General features: G+C 42.2%; 18 protein-coding genes and 1 tRNA gene. 6 read left to right on the plus strand and 13 right to left on the minus strand.

From position 1 onward, the window contains the following. Positions 1-3: 3 nt before the first annotated feature. From COW20_07785 to COW20_07830, 10 genes are all read right to left on the minus strand, one after another. A complete protein-coding gene (locus tag COW20_07785; GenBank protein ID PIW49012.1) occupies positions 4-540 on the minus strand; it encodes a hypothetical protein in 537 nt (178 codons plus the stop codon). A gap of 67 nt (positions 541-607) precedes the next feature. Beyond that, positions 608-1,630 (minus strand): hypothetical protein, encoded by a 1,023-nt coding sequence (locus COW20_07790; protein ID PIW49013.1) that lies wholly within the window; start codon positions 1,628-1,630, stop codon positions 608-610. A 41-nt stretch (positions 1,631-1,671) separates the two neighbouring features. Then, positions 1,672-3,207, minus strand: a complete 1,536-nt coding sequence (locus tag COW20_07795; GenBank protein PIW49014.1) for a spermidine synthase — start codon at positions 3,205-3,207, stop codon at positions 1,672-1,674. Beyond that, positions 3,186-5,933 (minus strand): hypothetical protein, encoded by a 2,748-nt coding sequence (locus tag COW20_07800; protein ID PIW49015.1) that lies wholly within the window; start codon positions 5,931-5,933, stop codon positions 3,186-3,188. Before COW20_07800 ends, COW20_07795 begins: the two co-directional genes overlap by 22 nt. A gap of 4 nt (positions 5,934-5,937) precedes the next feature. Next, on the minus strand, positions 5,938-6,870 hold the full coding sequence (locus COW20_07805; protein ID PIW49016.1) for a glucokinase: 933 nt from the start codon (positions 6,868-6,870) through the stop codon (positions 5,938-5,940). Then, positions 6,867-8,249 carry a hypothetical protein gene (locus tag COW20_07810; GenBank protein ID PIW49017.1) on the minus strand — a complete coding sequence of 461 codons (1,383 nt, stop codon included), beginning with the start codon at positions 8,247-8,249 and terminating at the stop codon, positions 6,867-6,869. The genes COW20_07805 and COW20_07810 overlap by 4 nt, the downstream gene beginning before the upstream one ends. Then, positions 8,246-8,872 (minus strand): endonuclease III, encoded by a 627-nt coding sequence (gene nth, locus COW20_07815; protein ID PIW49018.1) that lies wholly within the window; start codon positions 8,870-8,872, stop codon positions 8,246-8,248. The genes COW20_07810 and nth overlap by 4 nt, the downstream gene beginning before the upstream one ends. Positions 8,873-8,942: 70 nt before the next feature. After that, positions 8,943-9,752, minus strand: a complete 810-nt coding sequence (locus tag COW20_07820; protein ID PIW49019.1) for a chemotaxis protein MotB — start codon at positions 9,750-9,752, stop codon at positions 8,943-8,945. Positions 9,753-9,769: 17 nt separating this feature from the next. Then, positions 9,770-10,849, minus strand: a complete 1,080-nt coding sequence (locus COW20_07825) for a hypothetical protein (GenBank protein ID PIW49020.1) — start codon at positions 10,847-10,849, stop codon at positions 9,770-9,772. A 20-nt stretch (positions 10,850-10,869) separates the two neighbouring features. Then, positions 10,870-11,205: a hypothetical protein gene (locus COW20_07830; protein PIW49100.1), complete on the minus strand. Its 336-nt coding sequence runs from the start codon at positions 11,203-11,205 to the stop codon at positions 10,870-10,872. Positions 11,206-11,380: 175 nt separating this feature from the next. Here COW20_07830 and COW20_07835 point away from each other — a divergent pair, with 175 nt between their 5' ends. Both COW20_07835 and COW20_07840 read left to right on the plus strand, forming a co-directional pair. Beyond that, the gene (locus COW20_07835) at positions 11,381-12,370 is read left to right on the plus strand and encodes a hypothetical protein (protein ID PIW49021.1); all 990 of its coding nucleotides are present in this window, start codon (positions 11,381-11,383) and stop codon (positions 12,368-12,370) included. After that, on the plus strand, positions 12,371-12,736 hold the full coding sequence (locus COW20_07840) for a hypothetical protein (GenBank protein ID PIW49022.1): 366 nt from the start codon (positions 12,371-12,373) through the stop codon (positions 12,734-12,736). A gap of 46 nt (positions 12,737-12,782) precedes the next feature. Here COW20_07840 and COW20_07845 read toward each other — a convergent pair. Next, a tRNA-Ala gene (locus tag COW20_07845) sits at positions 12,783-12,855 on the minus strand. A gap of 47 nt (positions 12,856-12,902) precedes the next feature. Here COW20_07845 and COW20_07850 point away from each other — a divergent pair. Together COW20_07850 and COW20_07855 are read left to right on the plus strand one after the other, a co-directional pair. Beyond that, the gene (locus COW20_07850) at positions 12,903-13,406 is read left to right on the plus strand and encodes a hypothetical protein (GenBank protein PIW49023.1); all 504 of its coding nucleotides are present in this window, start codon (positions 12,903-12,905) and stop codon (positions 13,404-13,406) included. A gap of 29 nt (positions 13,407-13,435) precedes the next feature. Further along, the gene (locus COW20_07855) at positions 13,436-13,888 is read left to right on the plus strand and encodes a hypothetical protein (GenBank protein ID PIW49024.1); all 453 of its coding nucleotides are present in this window, start codon (positions 13,436-13,438) and stop codon (positions 13,886-13,888) included. Between the two features lie 58 nt (positions 13,889-13,946). Here COW20_07855 and COW20_07860 read toward each other — a convergent pair whose 3' ends face one another. Further along, positions 13,947-14,606 carry a potassium uptake system protein gene (locus COW20_07860; GenBank protein ID PIW49025.1) on the minus strand — a complete coding sequence of 220 codons (660 nt, stop codon included), beginning with the start codon at positions 14,604-14,606 and terminating at the stop codon, positions 13,947-13,949. An 8-nt stretch (positions 14,607-14,614) separates the two neighbouring features. Beyond that, positions 14,615-16,018 (minus strand): hypothetical protein, encoded by a 1,404-nt coding sequence (locus COW20_07865; protein ID PIW49026.1) that lies wholly within the window; start codon positions 16,016-16,018, stop codon positions 14,615-14,617. 125 nt (positions 16,019-16,143) lie between these two features. On the opposite strand from COW20_07865, the gene COW20_07870 reads away from it, so the two are divergent. Next, a complete protein-coding gene (locus tag COW20_07870; GenBank protein PIW49027.1) occupies positions 16,144-16,836 on the plus strand; it encodes a hypothetical protein in 693 nt (230 codons plus the stop codon). Further along, positions 16,829-17,842 carry an anion permease gene (locus COW20_07875; protein PIW49028.1) on the plus strand — a complete coding sequence of 338 codons (1,014 nt, stop codon included), beginning with the start codon at positions 16,829-16,831 and terminating at the stop codon, positions 17,840-17,842. The genes COW20_07870 and COW20_07875 overlap by 8 nt, the downstream gene beginning before the upstream one ends. Position 17,843: the final 1 nt, after the last annotated feature.

Genomic DNA, 17,843 nt, shown 5'->3' on the forward strand with positions numbered 1-17,843 from the left:
CAATTAACGGGCCAAAGCACTCGACAAGAAGTTAATCGGCACATAGACATCCAGGCTGGCAGGCCAACCGGCATCATCGGTACCCTCAAGCGTCACCTTGGCCGAAATCTGACTGTTGATACGCCCTTGAGACAGGGGATTTCCCAATTCAACCACATGTGAGCTGATAATAGGCAATTCAACCTCACCTTTGGCAGGAATCGGTTTCCCATCTTTGTCAAACTGATGAGAAGAACCTACTCTTACGGATCCGGTGATACGAACCACCCGAGGATTCAGAGTTAAAGATTGAGGCAAATATTCAATATTGATCGTATCGTAGGTTACCCCAATACTGCCAGGCTCACCTTCGAGAACCAAAGTGGGATTTTTAACTTCAGCGGAAATACGACTTTGATCAACCGTATAAGTCACGGAAGCACGCAATCCTCCATTTGTTCCAGGAGAAATTTTAACTTGTGCAGGAATATTCGTGTAAAGGCCGCAACCAGCAACCACCGAAGCGAGAAGTAATCCAGCCAATTTTTCTTTGAGTTTCATGACTTATACGCCGTTTCCATTCAATATGCTCTAGACCGCATTATAGCATAAGGTAAGAAATTGTTTTTCAGGGCTTGGGAGAGGGTGTCACAACGACAATATTGCTTTGATTGAGAAAATCAGCAGCGCGTAACCCACGTGAGTCTTGAACCAGTTGATTCTTTAGGGTGCCACTTTCAATTTGTAAGGAACGATAATGATCTCCATCTTCACGTACGACCATCACCACCCGATTGGGATTTGACTGGTTGGGAGTGACTTCCTCTTTGCGATAGGCAACCTGCTCTTCGCCATAGGCGCGAATCGCAAGATTTGAAAACTGTGTTAAAAGCGCAGGGTTGACAATACTCTTTGCGACCATTTGATACGCATTTTTGATCGTTTGCGTATCTTGGGTTTTAGCTGAGAAGTTAAAGATACCATTCATGACAACGGTTTGCTGATTACGCAGTCCATCAAGAGCCTGTTTAGGCTGCTGTTGCGTAAAGAGCGTATCAAAGGCAGCCAACTCGGTTAAATAACGCTCTGTCGCCTCTGTAATCTGAAAAATACTCGACAAGCTCTTCAAGGCATCTTCAGCTGAAACCAATGTTGCCCCTGAACTTAAAGATTGCGGTGTTTCATACTGATTCTGATAGATCTGAAGATTGAGATTGATTCCATTTAGCATTTGGTTCAAGGCATCGGAATAGAGCTGCTGAAACTCTTCTTTTAAAGCTGCCATATCCGTTGTATTATCGGTAGTGCTGGCGGTAGCGGTGGTTAAGGTATTGGCGGCCCCCACCATCGCAGGTAAAACTTTATCCACCGCATTTTGATAGGCTTCGAGATCTGGAGAAACAAATTGCAAACGACCTGAAATTTGCAAAAAAGCATTGCGGGCCTGGTTCAGAGCATTACGCACGGAAAGGGCGGTGGAACCTGCTGAAACATCAATTTGATCTTGAAAAGCTGCTGAAGCTGAAGGCGTGGCAACTGACTCAGCAGGAATATCTCCACAGGCGACCAAAAGAGAGCAAAGCATAAAACTCCCCAGCAACCGATGGATGGAACGATTCAAAATCAGTTCATTTACAGTTTCGTTCTTCATTTTATTTCTGCTCCCTGCTTTTGAAACTTATTATAAGCTGCTTAGCGTATCCCATTCCATCCTTTAGCGTAATAATTCAAAAGAACGGGATGCATCAGCGTATTGATCTGCAATTGTTCCAAAGGAAAATAAAGATCTTCAGGAAAAGTAAACAATACGTGCAAAGTATTTGAATTCAAGTATTTTAGATCCTTCAATTGAATCTTCAATGTATCGGGAAGTACAGGGTAATGTGTTGCCAATTGAAAGCCCCAATTTCCAAATGAAGGAACTTCGACTTGGTAAGGTAAAACAAATAAACCGGTATCTTTCAAAGTCTTGTGAATACACCAAAAAGCTTCCCGGGCAAAAAACGGAGAAGTACTTTGCGTTACCAAGGCCCCATTCGCACTCAATCTTCTCCCCAGCAAATGATAAAACTCACGGGAATACAATTTAGCCAGGGCCGTATGGCTGGGATCTGGTAGGTCAACCAGAATAACGTCATAAAACGCTTCACTTTGCTCAATAAACTTATAGGCATCTTGATTGACAATTTTCACTTTGGGATTTGTAAGACTCTTCTGATTCAAAGCAAGTAAAATGGGTTCGGTTTTAAATATCCGCGTCATTTCGGGATCTAAATCAACCAGTGTCACATTTTTTACCTGGGCATATTTCAAAATTTCTCTCAGGGCCAGGCCATCTCCCCCTCCCAAAACCAAAAGATTTTTGGCCTGAGGAACCACCGCAAAGGGAAGATGAACCAAAGACTCATGGTAGCGATATTCATCAAGAGAGCTAAACTGTAAGCCCCCATTAATGAACAAACGAATATCCTTGTGCCAGCGCGTAAGTGTAATTTGCTGATAGGGTGTCTGGCGAGAAAAAATAACTTGATCCCGATACAGTCGCTGTTCTAACAATTCTTCCTGGGTTTGGCTTGTGAAAAGAAAATACCCCAATCCCATGCTCACAGACAGAGAGAAGAGAAAGAGCGGCAAACCAAAACGCAATAAAAAACGGTGCCTCACAAAATTAGACAAGGCAACCAAAACATTTAAAACACCCAAAACCAGTGCTGTTTTAATTAAACCCAAAACAGGCAAAAAAAACAGCGGAAACAAAAGCGCCCCAAATAACCCGCCAATATAGTCATAGGTTAAAACATGTGCTAAATTTCTGCGCAGGTTTTCCTGCTGCTCCATAATGCGAATCAAAAGGGGAATTTCGATACCCACCAGGGCGCCTATCAGCAGCGTAACGGCCACCATTGAGACCTCATACCAGTCGCCAACGGTATGCGTCCAGAAGAGAAACAATGCAGAACACCCGCCCACCCCACCGATCAGAATCTCGGAGAAAACAAAAACATCAAAAAGTGATTTTTTGATGAACTTCGAAACAAAGGCTCCCAAGCCCATGGCACTCATATAGAGACCAATCGTCACTGAAAAATAAAACACGGAATCCCCCCATAAATAGGAAGAGACCGCGCCAATAATCAATTCATAGACAATGCCACAAACGGCAATGATCAAAATACTTAAATAGAGCAGAGACGTGGACAGGGGGCTTAAACCCACGAAGGGAACCAACGCAGCAGATTATAGTACCACCAGGGAATGGGGAAGGCTGAGTAAATCGGATAAAAGAACAGAAAAAGACCACAGGCCAAAGCCATATAGCCAGCAGCCATCCATTGACCCGCTTTATTCCAGCGTTCTACGACAAACCCTAAAACAGCCACAATACATAAGCATGCATAGGGAACGGCTTCAAAGAAGTAATGGGCAAAATTCAAGGTTCTGGGAGAAAGCCCCCAAGGCAGGTACATCAGCATACAAGCAAACGAAAGATACCAAAGATTGATATTTTTACGCAGCAAGCCCTGCCAAGTCACAATAACAACAGACAGCATCGATAACCACCAAATCGCAGGGTTCCCCAAAGCAAGAATTCCACCAATGGTATTGTTGCCATTGTTGTGAAAATAATACCAAGTCGGGCGGATCAACCAAGGCCAGGTATACCAAGCAGAATAATAGGGATGGGGATCCGTTAACTGCGAGTGGTAACGCCAAATCCCTTTCTGCATTTCAATCACTTCATGAATATTATGTCCCAGACTCATATACTGGGAATAGGAGAGAAGATATAGCAAAGCGGGAATCAAAACCACCATGAATGGAATCAATAAAATGGGTGAAAAAACAAAGACACTGGTCTGAAGCGAAGTTTTTGTCTGCCTAAAATAGCGGTAAAAAAACAAAGAGGGAATAATCACCCCAATCGTTAAAACACCCAACATAAAACCATAGGACCACAGGGAGGTCCAACGTGTTGAAAGCGCCAAGCCGATGAAAATAACTGCGCCAGCAAAATAAAGATAGCTTGAAAAATAGCTGCGCAGCGTATTGATACGGTGCCAATAAATTTGAAAAAAGCGCCAGGTAAAGGTCAGAGCGGTGACCTGAAACAAAGTGGCAAAGATATTGGTCATCGCCGTTCGCGACTGTACAAAATAAACGCCATCACAGGCCAAGAGTAAGGCGGCACACACTGCTTGCCAACGATGCGGCAAAGTATATCTGGCTAAAATATAAATCGAAACCAGAAGTAAAGAACCCGCAATAACGGGCATAATACGCCAGCCAACAGAATTGAGGTCATAAAAAGCCACACCCATTGCAATCAACAACTTGGCCAAGGGGGGATGCACCCATTCAAAAGGATGCAATCCAATCACATATTCTCCCCCTGCTCTGGCGTGATAGACCTCATCAAAAACCATTTCAGGTGGGAAACCCAAACGCCAAAGCTTAAAAAGTGCAGAGAAAAAAACAAAACCAAAGATATTTCGAATATCAATCCAATCAAGCGGCTGTGGAGCAGGTATCAAATCTTGAAGATCGAAAGCGATAATTCGCTGCCACTGATTTAGCATATATTTTTTAAGATTCAAGGAAATATCCACCAAGGGTCCTTTGAATAAAACAAAACAAATCCAAGCAAAAAGGAGCAGATTGAGAATAGCAAGCACCTTATAATGGCCATCACTTGCTAAAAAGTTATTCAGCTTATACAAGGGCTCAGGAAAATGTAGGTCTTGTTTTTGACCTGGCAATTCATACAGCAAATTCAGCATAAAGATAACAGACATGCTCGCAAACGAAACCCAAAGCCGTTTATTCAGTATCACTGAACCCAGAAGAAAAAATAAACCACTGAATAAATAACGTTCGTGCATGCGTGTGGGCAGAAGGAAAAAAGCAATCATAATTAAAGTAGAAGCATGCCAGATGGCAATTCCATCATCTTCATTCTCAGTTGTTTTTCGACTGTTCTTCCAGAAAAAGAAAAGAAAAGCGGCATAGGCAATTGAAAAAAGAATCAAACCCCAGGTTTTATGTTGTAAAAATACACTCGGATTTCCTGAACCCAGGTCAAAAATCCCACGGGAAACATCACTTTTCCACATATCTGTCAACGACCACAGGTTAAAAGCCTGAATCGAACTATAAGGGTAGAGATTGGCCTGGCTGACATATTGGTTGATAAACCAAGGAACCATTTGATTGACAGGAACAAATAAAAGCGTCAGAAAAAATGTCACCAGGGCAGAAGAAAAAATCCCTCCCAAACCTTGCAACCAACGGCGACGCCAAAGTGTAATAAAGAGTACCAAAGGCATGAGTATCAAGCCCTGCGGTTTGACCAAGATATTCAGGGTTGTGACGAGAATCGCCCCACCTTCTTGTTTTTTCAATAAAAGCCACAAAGCTAAAAATTGTAAAAACAGCGTGATGGAGTCAACCTGCCCCCACATGGCTGACTCATAAATGACTGCAGGATGCAAAGCAAAAACAAGGGCTCCTGCCAAAGCCAGAGCAACAGGAACATAGCGCCTCAAAACCTGTACAAACAAAACCATACAACCTAGGTCAGCAATAATCGACGGCAGTTTAACCAATAAGGTAAAGAAACTTTTATTCCAATGCATAAAGCTGGGATCAAAAATCGCATAAAACTTGGCGACAAACCACAAAACCAAAATATACAGTGGGGGATAATCACACCAAACGCCATTGACAGGATCAACGCTTTTATAAAAGGATCTGAAATCATGCTTGGCAACATGCATGGCCCAGGCCTTAAAATTATTGATATCTGTGGGATGTCCATGCATGGTATTCGATAGAAATAATCGCACAACAAATGCAATTAATAAAATGGCGACAAATGCCCAGAATACCTGTTTAGACCAGGGCCATTTTTCTTCTTTAACGGTGAGCTCTTGTTCGTTGTTTACTGTATCTGTCATTCTTCTATTGTTCCGTATCCATTGCAAGTAAAGCCGCCCCTATAACACCAGCGGATGGGCCCAAATGAGCAAGAGTCACCATATCTGGAAAACGAAAAGGCATACTCATTATAGCGCCAATCTGCTGACGGACAGGAAATAAAAGATTCTTTTCACCTTGAGCAGAAATACCGCCTCCCAAAACCAGGTATTCAGGTGCGAGCGTATTTAGAATATTGGCAATACCAATCGCCAAATAATAAATAAATTCTGTATAAGTCTCATAGGCCACAGCATCCCCCTCCAATGCACGACGAAAGATTTCAGGGCCACGCACAGACAGATCGCCTCCGCGCAAGCGATACCCTTTCAGCATGCCGTTGCCAGAAACATAGGCTTCCAAACAGCCTCTTTGTCCGCAATTGCACATACGCCCTGCGGGCTCGACAATCATGTGCCCAAATCCAATTCCCAAACCATGGTGTCCACGCATCATTTCCCCATGCATCACCACACCACTGCCAAGTCCAGTTCCCAAGGTAAGTAAAACCATATTCCGGTGCGGATCTCTTTGCCCCAAACGGAATTCTCCCCAGGTCGCCACGTTGGCATCATTATCCACAACAACAGCAAGACCCAATCTTTCTTCCAATGTATACTTGAGCGAGCGCTTCTCCCATTCGGGCAAATTAGGTGTGCAGCCCAAAATCACGCCATCAGGAAAAGAAACCAAGCCTGGTGTCCCCACCCCCACAGGCATGACACCAAATTTATCAACGATGTCTTGAATTTCAGTTGATAAGGCCTTTAAAATCGCGTCTCCGCCACTGTCCACAGGGGTAGGAATTTTTTTTTCGTATTGAATCTGGCCATTTTCCGCCACAACTGCAAAATGAAGCTTTGTTCCACCTAAATCAACGCCAATTGCTTCTCTCAAGGCAATACCCTTTCCTCTCATGCTTCAGCCAAAGCAGAGACAACGCCATATTTTCCTGCTTTATATACAATAGGTTTATTTACATTTTTCTCAACATAATATTCAAATTCACCCATAAATAATTCTGTTCCGGAATGAATTCTTTTCAATGACTTGATCTCAGAGAGGGCCTGTTCTGTTTGGAATTTTTTTAAGGTTTCAAGCCGAGCTTGCAAACTGAGCAATTGAAACTCAAACCTTGGAATTCTGCCTCTTAAATGTCTGAGCATAATATCATCGGGGCCCTTTTTTTCTTTTAAAACCAATTCAGAAATTTGATTGCGTATTTCGGCTAAATGTTGATCTATTGCTTTGATTTGACGCAAAATTAAATTTATTTTGTCTTCCAGATAGGGATTCAAACCCACTGCCAATTGAGTGTTTAAACCTGCAGACCCAATCCACGACGCCTGGACAACACCTGTCGCCCTTGTGATCCCACCAATAATATTTTCGGCATGAACAGCATCCAATGCAACAGAATAGGATTGAATTAAATCATGCGCATAAATCGAATAATCAGCCTCTAAGGTACAATGCTCAGCAAAACCAGTTCTAATACTTTTAGAAGCTTTTAATATAGCAGTGTCTTTTCCTTTTATTCCTTGTCCAATCAATATATGTCCGCCGGAAATGAGAACAGCAGCATCCACCGTGCCTTTGACAATAATATCCCCTTCAGCCCCTAAACGAATCAAATCCTTTACCGACCCATTCACAGCCACAATTCCCTGATAATAATGGGATTCCGTGATATCCCGCTCTAAAACAAAAATTGGCTGCATCACAATCGAATGTGGCAAATTGAAAACAGGATAGCCTTCCACGGTAGAAACCAATAGGTTTTTGTCTTCTTCAGAGACTTTTACATTTTTTAATTTGGGAAAAGATTTATCATACCCGCTCAAACCAGAAACCAGCTCCCCCCGAATGCTCATACCTGGTGAACCCAAGGTGGGTGGATATTTTCTTAAAAGAGGGGTATTTGCGGAAATGAGAATCTTTTTAAATTCGGGCCAAAACCAAGTTTCTTTATGCCCATCATAGACTTCAAGTAGTTTTTCAAAATTATTTTCTGATGCATCAAGCAGTTTTTCAAAATAGACATCCTGCCCTCTCTCTGGGTAAACCCCCAAAGCGATCAACTCCTGCTTGGCCGTTTTTTCTTGAATAATTTTTGCTATCGTTTTCTCCTGAATTCCATAGACAATTCCGTTTTGCTTTAAAAAACTGATAATCGATTTATGACTCAGTTCATATCCTTCTTCTCCAAAGCCCTGTAAAGGCTGAATCGAAAAAAAAGCTTCCATCAAATAACGCCCAGAACTTCGGGGAAAGGTGAGATGAAACTGATACTTCATGAAGCTTGTTCTGAAGGGCAATACTGCCTGAGACAGCACTGTTTGCACAGCGGCTTTCTCGCCTTACAAACGGCACGGCCATGGGAAATCATTAAGTGGGGAAAAAGAACCCAGTCCTGCTCAGGAACCTGTGCCATTAAATCTTTTTCAATTTTTTCTGGCTGTGTCTGCTGAGTAAGTCCTAAACGTTGAGATAACCGCGAAACATGGGTATCCACAACCACGCCCTCAGCATATCCAAAGGCATTTCCCATTATTACATTGGCTGTTTTTCGACCCACTCCACTCAAAGCAGTCAAAGCTTTCATCTGGTTAGGCACAAGACCTTGATGCAGTTCAAGCAACTGCTGTGCTGAGTGCTTAATCGAAGCTGCTTTGTTACGAAAAAAGCCTGTAGAGCGCACATCCTGTTCCAACTCGGCCAGATCTGCATCTGCAAAGGCTTGAGGTGATCTGTACTTTTTAAATAAGCTCTGGGTCACTTGATTGACCCGTTCATCCGTACATTGAGCCGACAGAATCGTAGCCACCATCAATTCATGGGGACTTGAAAAAAACAAAGCACAATGGGCATCCGGATAAGCCTGTTTTAATTGCTCAAGAATAAGCTCAATCGGCTGCATCAGTAATAATTCCTCAAAGCAAAACAGGTGGGATCTTGAATAAAGACCTCACCTGTTTAACAAAATTTATTTACTTCTTCTGAGTCGCATTCCCAGCATAAGGATTCAGCATTTTTTCTACTTCTTCCTCTTTCACCTGGCGGGTGCGCTCAAGCAGTTCAAGTTGTGTAAGGGCCTTTGTATCGGCTTTCTTACTGCGTGTTTCAGCATTCACCAAAATAATATTGATACGTCGATTGCGTGCTCTGTTTTCATCATTGATATTCGGCATCAAAGGACGTGTATCGCCGTAAGCTGAAGCCGAAATTTTAGTTGGATTAAAACCGACTTCGCTCAAGAAAAACCGAACAACTTCGGTGGCGCGCAAAGCAGAGAGTTCCCAATTTGAGGGAATTTCAGGCGTATGAATTTGCTGATCATCGGTATGACCTTCAACGATCACCTGGGCGTCGGTATCCTTACAAAACTGTGCAACTTCTTTTAAAAGTCTGACGACACGCGGTTTAATCACCGTTTCACCAGGATCAAAGAATACACTGTCGACAATTGAAATAATCGTGCCACGCTCATCTGTAGAAAAACTGACTGATTTATCAATTCCGAAGGCTTTTGCTGCTTCTTCAATGGCTTCACTGGCTGCAGTAATCACTGAACGCGTAGGTGAAGAAAGAATTGAAATACCCACAGCACTGGCCTGAACAGATTCTTTATTCAATGCACGGCGCAAGGATTCTGAAATTGCTAAGAGTTTATCTTTAGAAACTTCAGAGGAAGCAAACATTACCACGAAGAAAATCATCAAAAGAGAGATCAAATCGGCGTAAGTCGTCAACCATCGTTCTGTATTGACAGGGGCTTCTTCTTTTTTTCTACGAGCCATGCTTCTTTACCTGCCTGTTAATCATCAGCGATCCGACGTTTTTTACCGCCAGCGCCGCCTTTTTTACGCTTCTTGCCCTTCATCTTGGAGCCCTTGGGCAATTTTTTGACAGGTTTGTATTTCATGTATTCATTGGCGAAGTCTTTGGTCAATGTCTTATCATCAGCTTCATTGATCAACTCAGCCAACATCAACTTCACATCTTCAATCCCAATTTCTTTGGCTTCAGTATGTTTTTTCACTTCTGCCATCAAGGCCAAAGCACGTTCCTGATCTTGGGGATTCATATAAGTGGTGTACTCAATATGCTTATCGGTCTTCTTCTTACCGATTTTTCCACCCTCAATTTTGGCACGCATTTTCTCATCGACATAGGATTTCATAACTTTGTCGATCGTATCGGCAGTGCTGCCTGCCTGAATGGCTAACATACCATCGATATACATACCCTTGACCAGAGCTTCAACGGTATTTTTGGATTTCAATTTACCACTGACGGGCAAAACAAACACGTTCGCAAAGAATACACCATAAAGTGTAGTCAACAGAGCAAGCGCCAAGGCATTGCCCAGCGCGGCCATATCATCCAAATTGCCCATGGCCTGTACAATCCCCAAAACGGTTCCTAACATCCCGAAGGTAGGAAAATATCCTGCCAAGGCATCCAGAAAGCCAACATTGTTTCCATGCCGGGTTTCTGCGCTGGTCAATTCAGCTTCCATAATGGTTCTTACAATTTCTGAATCGGTACCAGCCACCAGCAATTTAATACCACGACGGACGAACTCATTAGGAGCAGTAGGGATTTCAGAGGTTAACGCAGGCAAACCGCCACTTCTCGCTTTATCGGCCATACGTTTCATGTCAACAACAACCAGTTCCTGACGGGTCGGATAAGGCATAATTGCTTGCCAATAAAGCACAGGCAATTTAAACAGCATGCCAAAACCAGAACCTACGGCAGCAGAGCCGAGAGAGCCACCCAATACGACGATCAACGAGGCAGGATCATAATAATCTGTCAGACGTTGATTGTTCATCATCATCGTAATATAAATGGCTGCAAGAACCAAAGGTATACCTAAAACAACCCCCATGGTGTTATCCCCTTAAAAATTCAGACTTCATCATGTATTTCCTCATTCAGGTGCGGATACTCAGAAACTGCTTCCGGATCGGCTTCATCCACAGGCAAAAGGCCATCAGCTTCAATCCAGTGGTAAGAGCGTTCTGAGTCTGGTATACGCACATGCTTCTTTACAGGCCAGTCACTGAATACAATTCGCTTGTAATCGATCACCTTACGCCAGACTTCATCAACACTTTCCCGGACAACCATTCGTTTTTTGTCAATGGTAAGAGTTACAACCGTTTCGGGTGTTGCCTCAAACATTTCTATCAATTCGGCATTGACAATAAACTTACGACCGTCCAAACGGGTTAATTTTATCATATAATTAACCAGATTTCCGCTCCGATGTAAAATACATCGGTCACAGTTTTTGGATTTGCCTATATCATTCAGTTCAATTTTTTTTTCATTGTACAATAAAAGTATGAATGATCCAAACGCGCCAGAAGACCAACAACCAAATCGTAGATTGTCCTCAAGGGCAACTAATTTTTTAATGAGTTCAATGGGCTCCTCTGTAGGCCAAGTCAGCCAAACAGGTCCCATTCATGAGGAGCAACCGCCTTCTGTCGAAACATCGGAAGCTCAAGGTCAAGCCCCTCTTGCTCATGACAATACCGAAAGCAAACGAAAAACGGGCGTGATCAGTTCAACCATTTACCCGGCACAACGTCAAGGTAACCAAGAACAGGCCCCGGAAAATCAGACGGCTAGTAAAACCAATCAATTAAACCAGACTAAAACAGCTGGGCCGAAACAAAGTAAAAAACTGACACCGCTAGACAAAGCGAAACGTCAAGAAGAAAAAATTGACAATCTGGCGGAGCGCATTACCAATGTTCTCAAACAAATTTCCGAATTTAAAACAGGCATGTTAGATTCAAATTTAGCACCCAGCCAAAGATTACAATGGGTTACTGAAAAATACCCGGGTTTTTCAAAAATATTTGGCGTATTATTAACACAATTAGAACCTGTTATTTTACTCATGCAGCGCATCAATCAAAAACTCCTTGAAAAAAACCTGATCCAAGGAAAGAGAAGACTCAGCCATAACGCGCACGATCGGGTCGAACAGGATTCTGCAGATCATCCTCCTCCTCCCCCTCCCAAGGTCTCGTTCCTCGAACTTGCAGAGAAAAACATTGTTTTTTGTGATAACCGCAAGCGTCCACTCTATTCTATTGAAACCATGCGGGGAAAACATGGCTATACAGCCAGCGAGGAAGTACTCGTACCTATGATTATGGAAAATATTATCCAGGCCTTTCAGGAAGTTGCGCCTAAGGCCAAAGCAATACCTACCCCACAAAGCGGCTTTTATGCGGGAAAGGCAATGGATCAAGTTATGTACAATATTTCAGAAGAAGAAATTATGTTGTTTTTAAATTACGTACAAAAATTCCCGCGTGGTTATGTGGGTAAAAATTTTCGAATCACTGAGTCTTTTGCAGGCTGGGTGGTAAGTGGCACGCCGGATGATTAAATGAAACGCATACTTGTGATTGAAGACTCTGCTTTTATTAGATATCTGCTTCAAGAAAATCTGCTCGAGCTTCAAATGGAAATTATCGGCGAAAGCAGTACCTCTGAAGAGGGTTTTGAACTTTTTCAAAAATACAAACCCGATGTCACCTTAATAGACTACAGTCTTTCCACTGGTTCGGGTCTGGAATTAGCTGAGAAAATTTTAAAAGAAAATATGTATGCCCGCCTTATTTTAATGCTTCCATACCGCATGTTTTATCAGGCACAAGAATTAATTGCCATGGGGATTCGGGCGGTTGTCAGCAAACCTTTTTATCCTGAAAAACTCCAAAGCACTTTAATCGAAGCCATAGAAGACTTTTGAGCAAAAAAAAGCTGTCGATAAAGTTTATCAACAGCTTTTTAACGGATGGAGGTAAGCGGATTCGAACCGCTGACCCCTTGCATGCCATGCAAGTGCTCTACCAGCTGAGCTATACCCCCGCAACGAAATTTAATGTACCATGAATCACTTAGAAGTGTCGATTCGATTGGGCAAAAAATTTTTGAATTATACGATGTTGAAATTTGTTTTAAAACCCACCATGAGATTTACAGTGTGCTTGACAGGACTCTTATCATGCCTTTGTTTAATCAGTTGTATCTTTTCCGAGGCGCAGTTCAATACGGTTTCAGAAACAGCCCCCCCCCGGAGTTTACATGATTTAAAAAACACAGAATCTAAGTATATCCTGGTGCCACAAGAAGAAATTCATTCTGTCGATCAATATGGAAACAGACGATTACAGATTCATTTTGAACTGCAGACACCTGAAAGCACAGTCAAAGATCTAAAATTTGCTTTGGTGCGAAGCCTCAAAACTTACCAACAACAATACCAAATCATTTGGGTCAGTGTCTCAAGCAAAACGCATCAACCCTTGCTTCAGGCAGAATGGTTTTCGGCTCAAATGCCCAAATTTCAAAAACGCTCTCAACTTAAACCAGAGGAAGAATTTAGATCGATTTTTATCGACTATCTCAAAACGCCATGAGGAATACGGGATATTTGTTCTTTTGGCTATTGTTTTTTTTTATCAGTTGTCAACAACAAGAGCATAAACAGCAAACGACTCAAGACAATTCAAGCATTGAAGATTTTCAAATCTCTGAAACCATAAATGGACAAACAAAATGGGTGGCGAGTGCCCAGAAAGCCCAAAAAACCCCCCACAAAGAGCGGACATTTCATGTTTTTCGGCTAAATGTCGAGTGGAAGGAACCCTTGATGACCCTTGAGGCGGATCAGGCAGAATTAAAACCAGGTCAGATTCTTTTTCAAGAAGGAAAGGGTTATTTTCAAGATATAAAATTTGAGATGAAGAACTTTGAGCTTAAAACAAAAGAGAATATGTTTTATTCCGATACCTTATCATTAAAAAGCAAAAATTTTTCACAAACTGGTATTGATTTAATTGCTGATTTAAACCTGAAGAAACTCAAGTACAAAAAAGCCAAGGGTCTTTATCTATACTAAGTAACTGATTCGATTTATTATGACTCAAAACAAAATCGAAGCCGAATAAACGTCTCATCTAACGGTTTTGAATAAACTTACCAATTCCCTCATTGCTGCCAATGATCACAAGCAAATCATTCTTCTGAATCACATGATCAGGACCGGGAATCACGGCAAGCTCTGCACCCATATGCTTAATCGCAACGACTGAGATGGAGTATTTAACTCTTAAATTGAGCTCTGCCAAATTTTTATTAATACAGGCAGAAGGCGCCATGATCTCCATGACACTGAAGCGTGGATCCAACTGAAAGCTCTCTAAAATGCTGGATTGCATCAGCATATGAGCCACACGGTTTCCCATATCGCGCTCAGGATACACAACCTTGGGAACATTCATTCTTTCAAGAATTTTTCCATGATTGGCATTGCTGGCTTTTGCAATTAAGCGCTTCACCCCCATTTCCATCAAATTCAAGGCCGTTAGAATGCTGGCTTGTAAGTCTTCACCAATCGCCAGAACAACACCATCAAAGCCTTGTAATCCTAGCTCTTCTAGGGCATGAATATTGGTAGAATCAAGACAAACTGCCTGGGTAACCAGATTTTCGGTCTGCACTATTTGAACATTGTCCTCATCATTATCAATCGCAAGCACCTCATGACCTTGTGAGCGCAAAGTAGCGGCAACACTAACGCCAAACCGTCCCAATCCGATAACAGCAAATTGTTTCATCATTCTAATCAACTCACCAATAAGTTTTCTTCAGGATATTTTACCAAGGCATGCCGATGCTTCCACCAGATGGCTGTTCCGATGGTAATAACGCCCACCCGTCCAGCATACATCGTTGCAATAATCAAAATTTGACCAAAGGGAGAAAGCAAAGGCGTTAAACTCGCAGAAAGCCCTACTGTCGCAAAAGCAGAGACCACTTCAAACAGCATTTTTAGCAGATCCTGTTTTTCACTGATCGTCATCAAAATCGTCACACAATTTATCCAAAGTATAGAAAACAGAACTGTCGCCATGGCTTTTGAAAGTGTGGACTCACTGATACGTCTCTGAAAAAGAGTTACTTGTTGACGTCCCTTCAGTACATAAAAAGCCTGAAGCAAGATGACGACAATCGTCGTGGTTTTAACACCACCACCTGTACTTCCAGGATTCGCTCCCACCAACATCAAAGACATCATAAAGAACAAACTGGTCTGGGTTAAATGCGATGTATCCAATGCATTAAAACCAGCAGTTCGAGGCATGACAGACTGAAAGAATGCATTTAATAATTTTTCGGCGGGTGAAAGATTTGCCAAGGTTTGCGGATTATGCAATTCAAGGTACAAAAAGGCATAGGTTCCCAGAACAAGTAAAACAGTTGTCGAAAGCAGACAAACCCGGGTATGCAAAGATAAATATTTCCAACGAAATGGCTCTTTGCGATTGGATAAACGATGCCAAAGCTCAGACAAAACAGGATAGCCCATACTGCCCATAATCACCAGTAGTGCAATCGTCAAAAGTATCAAAGGCTGACTTTTAAACCCCATTAAACTGTCACTGAAAAGTGAAAAACCTGCGTTATTGAAAGCAGAAACACTGTGAAAAAGCGCAAAATACAATCCCTTAGAAATCCCCATTTGAGGTATCCACGTGAACGCCAAAATCAAAAATCCAAGACCTTCAAAAAAAAATGTGAAAAGTGCGATTCTGAAAATGAAACGAACCACACCCCCTGGCCCAGGCAAATCCAAGACCTGCTGCATGGCAATCCGATCACGCAACGACATTCGCTTGCCTACAGCCAATAGCATCAAACTATAAAGTGTCATATAGCCAAGCCCACCCAATTGAATCAAAACCAAAAGAATGATTTGACCAGGAATTGTATAGTAAGTGCCTGGATCCACCACACTAAGACCTGTTACACAAACAGCAGAAGTGGAAGTAAATAAGGCAGTTAAAAATTGATCTGAGCGAAACTCTCGAACAGAGAAAGGCAGCCACAATAAAAGTGACCCAATTAAGATCAAGAAAGCAAAACCTAAAAGAGTAAGCTGTGATGGGGTAAATTGAAATTGTACTTTCGATGGCTTTTCAAAGGAGGAAAAAAGCTCTGGATTAAATTGGTTGCTCAAACGACGAATAAACCTTTATTGACATCTCATCTGGTCTCGATTCCGTATCCACCCTCGGGAAAGTATGCTACCATGCACAGCATTAAGGAGGCAATTCAAAAAGATTAAGAAAAGAATCAATAGAGTCTAAAGAAATGATTAAACTTAGTTTATTCCCAAAAGACAAAAAATTCTTCGTTTTATTCAACAATCTATCTCAATGTCTTGTTGAAATAACGACTGAATTCCAGAATTTTTTGCAGGATTATGAAGATAAACCCATTGTAACAGGTCAACAGACCAGAGACTTAGTAGAAAGCTCTGTCTCGCTTAGAAAGATTATCGATCTGGATTCCAAAGGTGATGGGTTGTCAGAAGATCTTTTAAAAACTCTCTTCTCAACTTTTGTTACCCCAATGGATCGTGAAGATATTCACGCCTTAACAAAGACACTTACCAGCATCATTGAGCATATCAATGGTGCAGCCAGACGCTTTGATATGTACCAGATCAAAACAGTAGAACCAGCAGCCCTGGAACTGTCTCAAATTCTGATTGAAAGTACTTCTGAACTTAAATTTCTGATCGAGCGTCTCGACAATTTAAGCTCACTTGAAAGATTTACCCCACATATTGAAAAATTAAGCCAACTTGAAAAAGCTGGCGATAAAATCTATCGCACCACGATCAAAAAACTATTTTGTTCGGCAGGCGAGTCTCAATGCTCCACAGAAGATACACTCCATATTATTAAGTGGCAGGATATCTTTGAATGCCTTGAAAACGCAATTGATAAATGCAACAGTGCCGGCACGATTTTAATGGGGATTATCTTAAAATATGCTTGATCCCTTTATTCTTTTGGTCTGTGTCGTTATTGTTGCGCTTATTTTTGACTATATAAACGGCTTTCACGACACGGCCAATTCAATAGCAACCGTTGTCTCCACACGTGTTTTAAGACCCTCTCAAGCAGTTATGATGGCCGCAGGTCTGAACCTATTGGGCGCATTTTTGGGCGTCGAGGTTGCAAAGACCATCGGAAAAGGTATGGTTGCCGGTGAATCAGTTACCCAGATTACAGTTTTGGCTGCTCTAATTGGCGCAATCATCTGGAACTTGCTGACTTGGTATTTTGGCATCCCCTCAAGTTCCTCTCACGCCCTGATCGGCGCGCTCTGTGGTTCTGCTGCCGCCTTTAGTGGTTTGGGCTCTTTAAACACACATGGTCTGATCGAAAAAGTTTTTTTACCCATGGTCATATCCCCCACCTTGGGTTTAATTTTTGGTTTTCTTGTCATGACTCTTTTGTATTGGATGCTTATCAAAGCAAAACCAGGTTTTGTAAACCGTTGGTTTTCAAAATTACAATTGGCTTCTGCAGGTTTTATGGCCCTGAGCCACGGCTCAAATGACGCTCAAAAAACCATGGGGATTATTACCATGGCTTTGCTGAGTTACTATGGTCCTCAAGCGGGTGGGGAGTTTCATGTTCCCTTTTGGGTGATCCTCTCATGCGCCATGGCCATGGGCATGGGCACTCTGGCAGGTGGTTGGAAAATTATCCACACCATGGGCAGCAAAATGATCAAACTGCAGCCCATTCATGGCTTCGCTGCAGAAACGTCAGCTGCCATTATGATACTGACAGCCTCACATATGGGCATGCCCGTAAGTACAACCCATGTCATTTCCAGTTCAATTATGGGAGTGGGGGCTTCTAAACGATTTTCCGCTGTTCGCTGGGGAATTGTGGGCAGTATTGTCTGGGCTTGGGTATTGACTTTTCCTCTTTCTTTTCTACTCGGAGGCAGTGCTTTTTATATCCTCAATTTCTTTTTCCATAAAGGCTAAT

This window comes from bacterium (Candidatus Blackallbacteria) CG13_big_fil_rev_8_21_14_2_50_49_14, assembly GCA_002783405.1.
In the GTDB taxonomy this organism is placed as follows: Bacteria; Cyanobacteriota; Sericytochromatia; order UBA7694; family UBA7694.

Bases quoted from the DNA above. Each gene is read 5' to 3' on its own strand.
- COW20_07785 (PIW49012.1), bottom strand. From the start codon at position 540: ATGAAACTCAAAGAAAAATTGGCTGGATTACTTCTCGCTTCGGTGGTT.
- COW20_07790 (PIW49013.1), bottom strand. From the start codon at position 1,630: ATGAAGAACGAAACTGTAAATGAACTGATTTTGAATCGTTCCATCCAT.
- COW20_07800 (PIW49015.1), bottom strand. From the start codon at position 5,933: ATGACAGATACAGTAAACAACGAACAAGAGCTCACCGTTAAAGAAGAA.
- COW20_07805 (PIW49016.1), bottom strand. From the start codon at position 6,870: ATGAGAGGAAAGGGTATTGCCTTGAGAGAAGCAATTGGCGTTGATTTA.
- COW20_07810 (PIW49017.1), bottom strand. From the start codon at position 8,249: ATGAAGTATCAGTTTCATCTCACCTTTCCCCGAAGTTCTGGGCGTTAT.
- nth (PIW49018.1), bottom strand. From the start codon at position 8,872: ATGCAGCCGATTGAGCTTATTCTTGAGCAATTAAAACAGGCTTATCCG.
- COW20_07820 (PIW49019.1), bottom strand. From the start codon at position 9,752: ATGGCTCGTAGAAAAAAAGAAGAAGCCCCTGTCAATACAGAACGATGG.
- COW20_07825 (PIW49020.1), bottom strand. From the start codon at position 10,849: ATGGGGGTTGTTTTAGGTATACCTTTGGTTCTTGCAGCCATTTATATT.
- COW20_07830 (PIW49100.1), bottom strand. From the start codon at position 11,205: ATGATAAAATTAACCCGTTTGGACGGTCGTAAGTTTATTGTCAATGCC.
- COW20_07835 (PIW49021.1), top strand. From the start codon at position 11,381: ATGAGTTCAATGGGCTCCTCTGTAGGCCAAGTCAGCCAAACAGGTCCC.
- COW20_07840 (PIW49022.1), top strand. From the start codon at position 12,371: ATGAAACGCATACTTGTGATTGAAGACTCTGCTTTTATTAGATATCTG.
- COW20_07860 (PIW49025.1), bottom strand. From the start codon at position 14,606: ATGAAACAATTTGCTGTTATCGGATTGGGACGGTTTGGCGTTAGTGTT.
- COW20_07870 (PIW49027.1), top strand. From the start codon at position 16,144: ATGATTAAACTTAGTTTATTCCCAAAAGACAAAAAATTCTTCGTTTTA.
- COW20_07875 (PIW49028.1), top strand. From the start codon at position 16,829: ATGCTTGATCCCTTTATTCTTTTGGTCTGTGTCGTTATTGTTGCGCTT.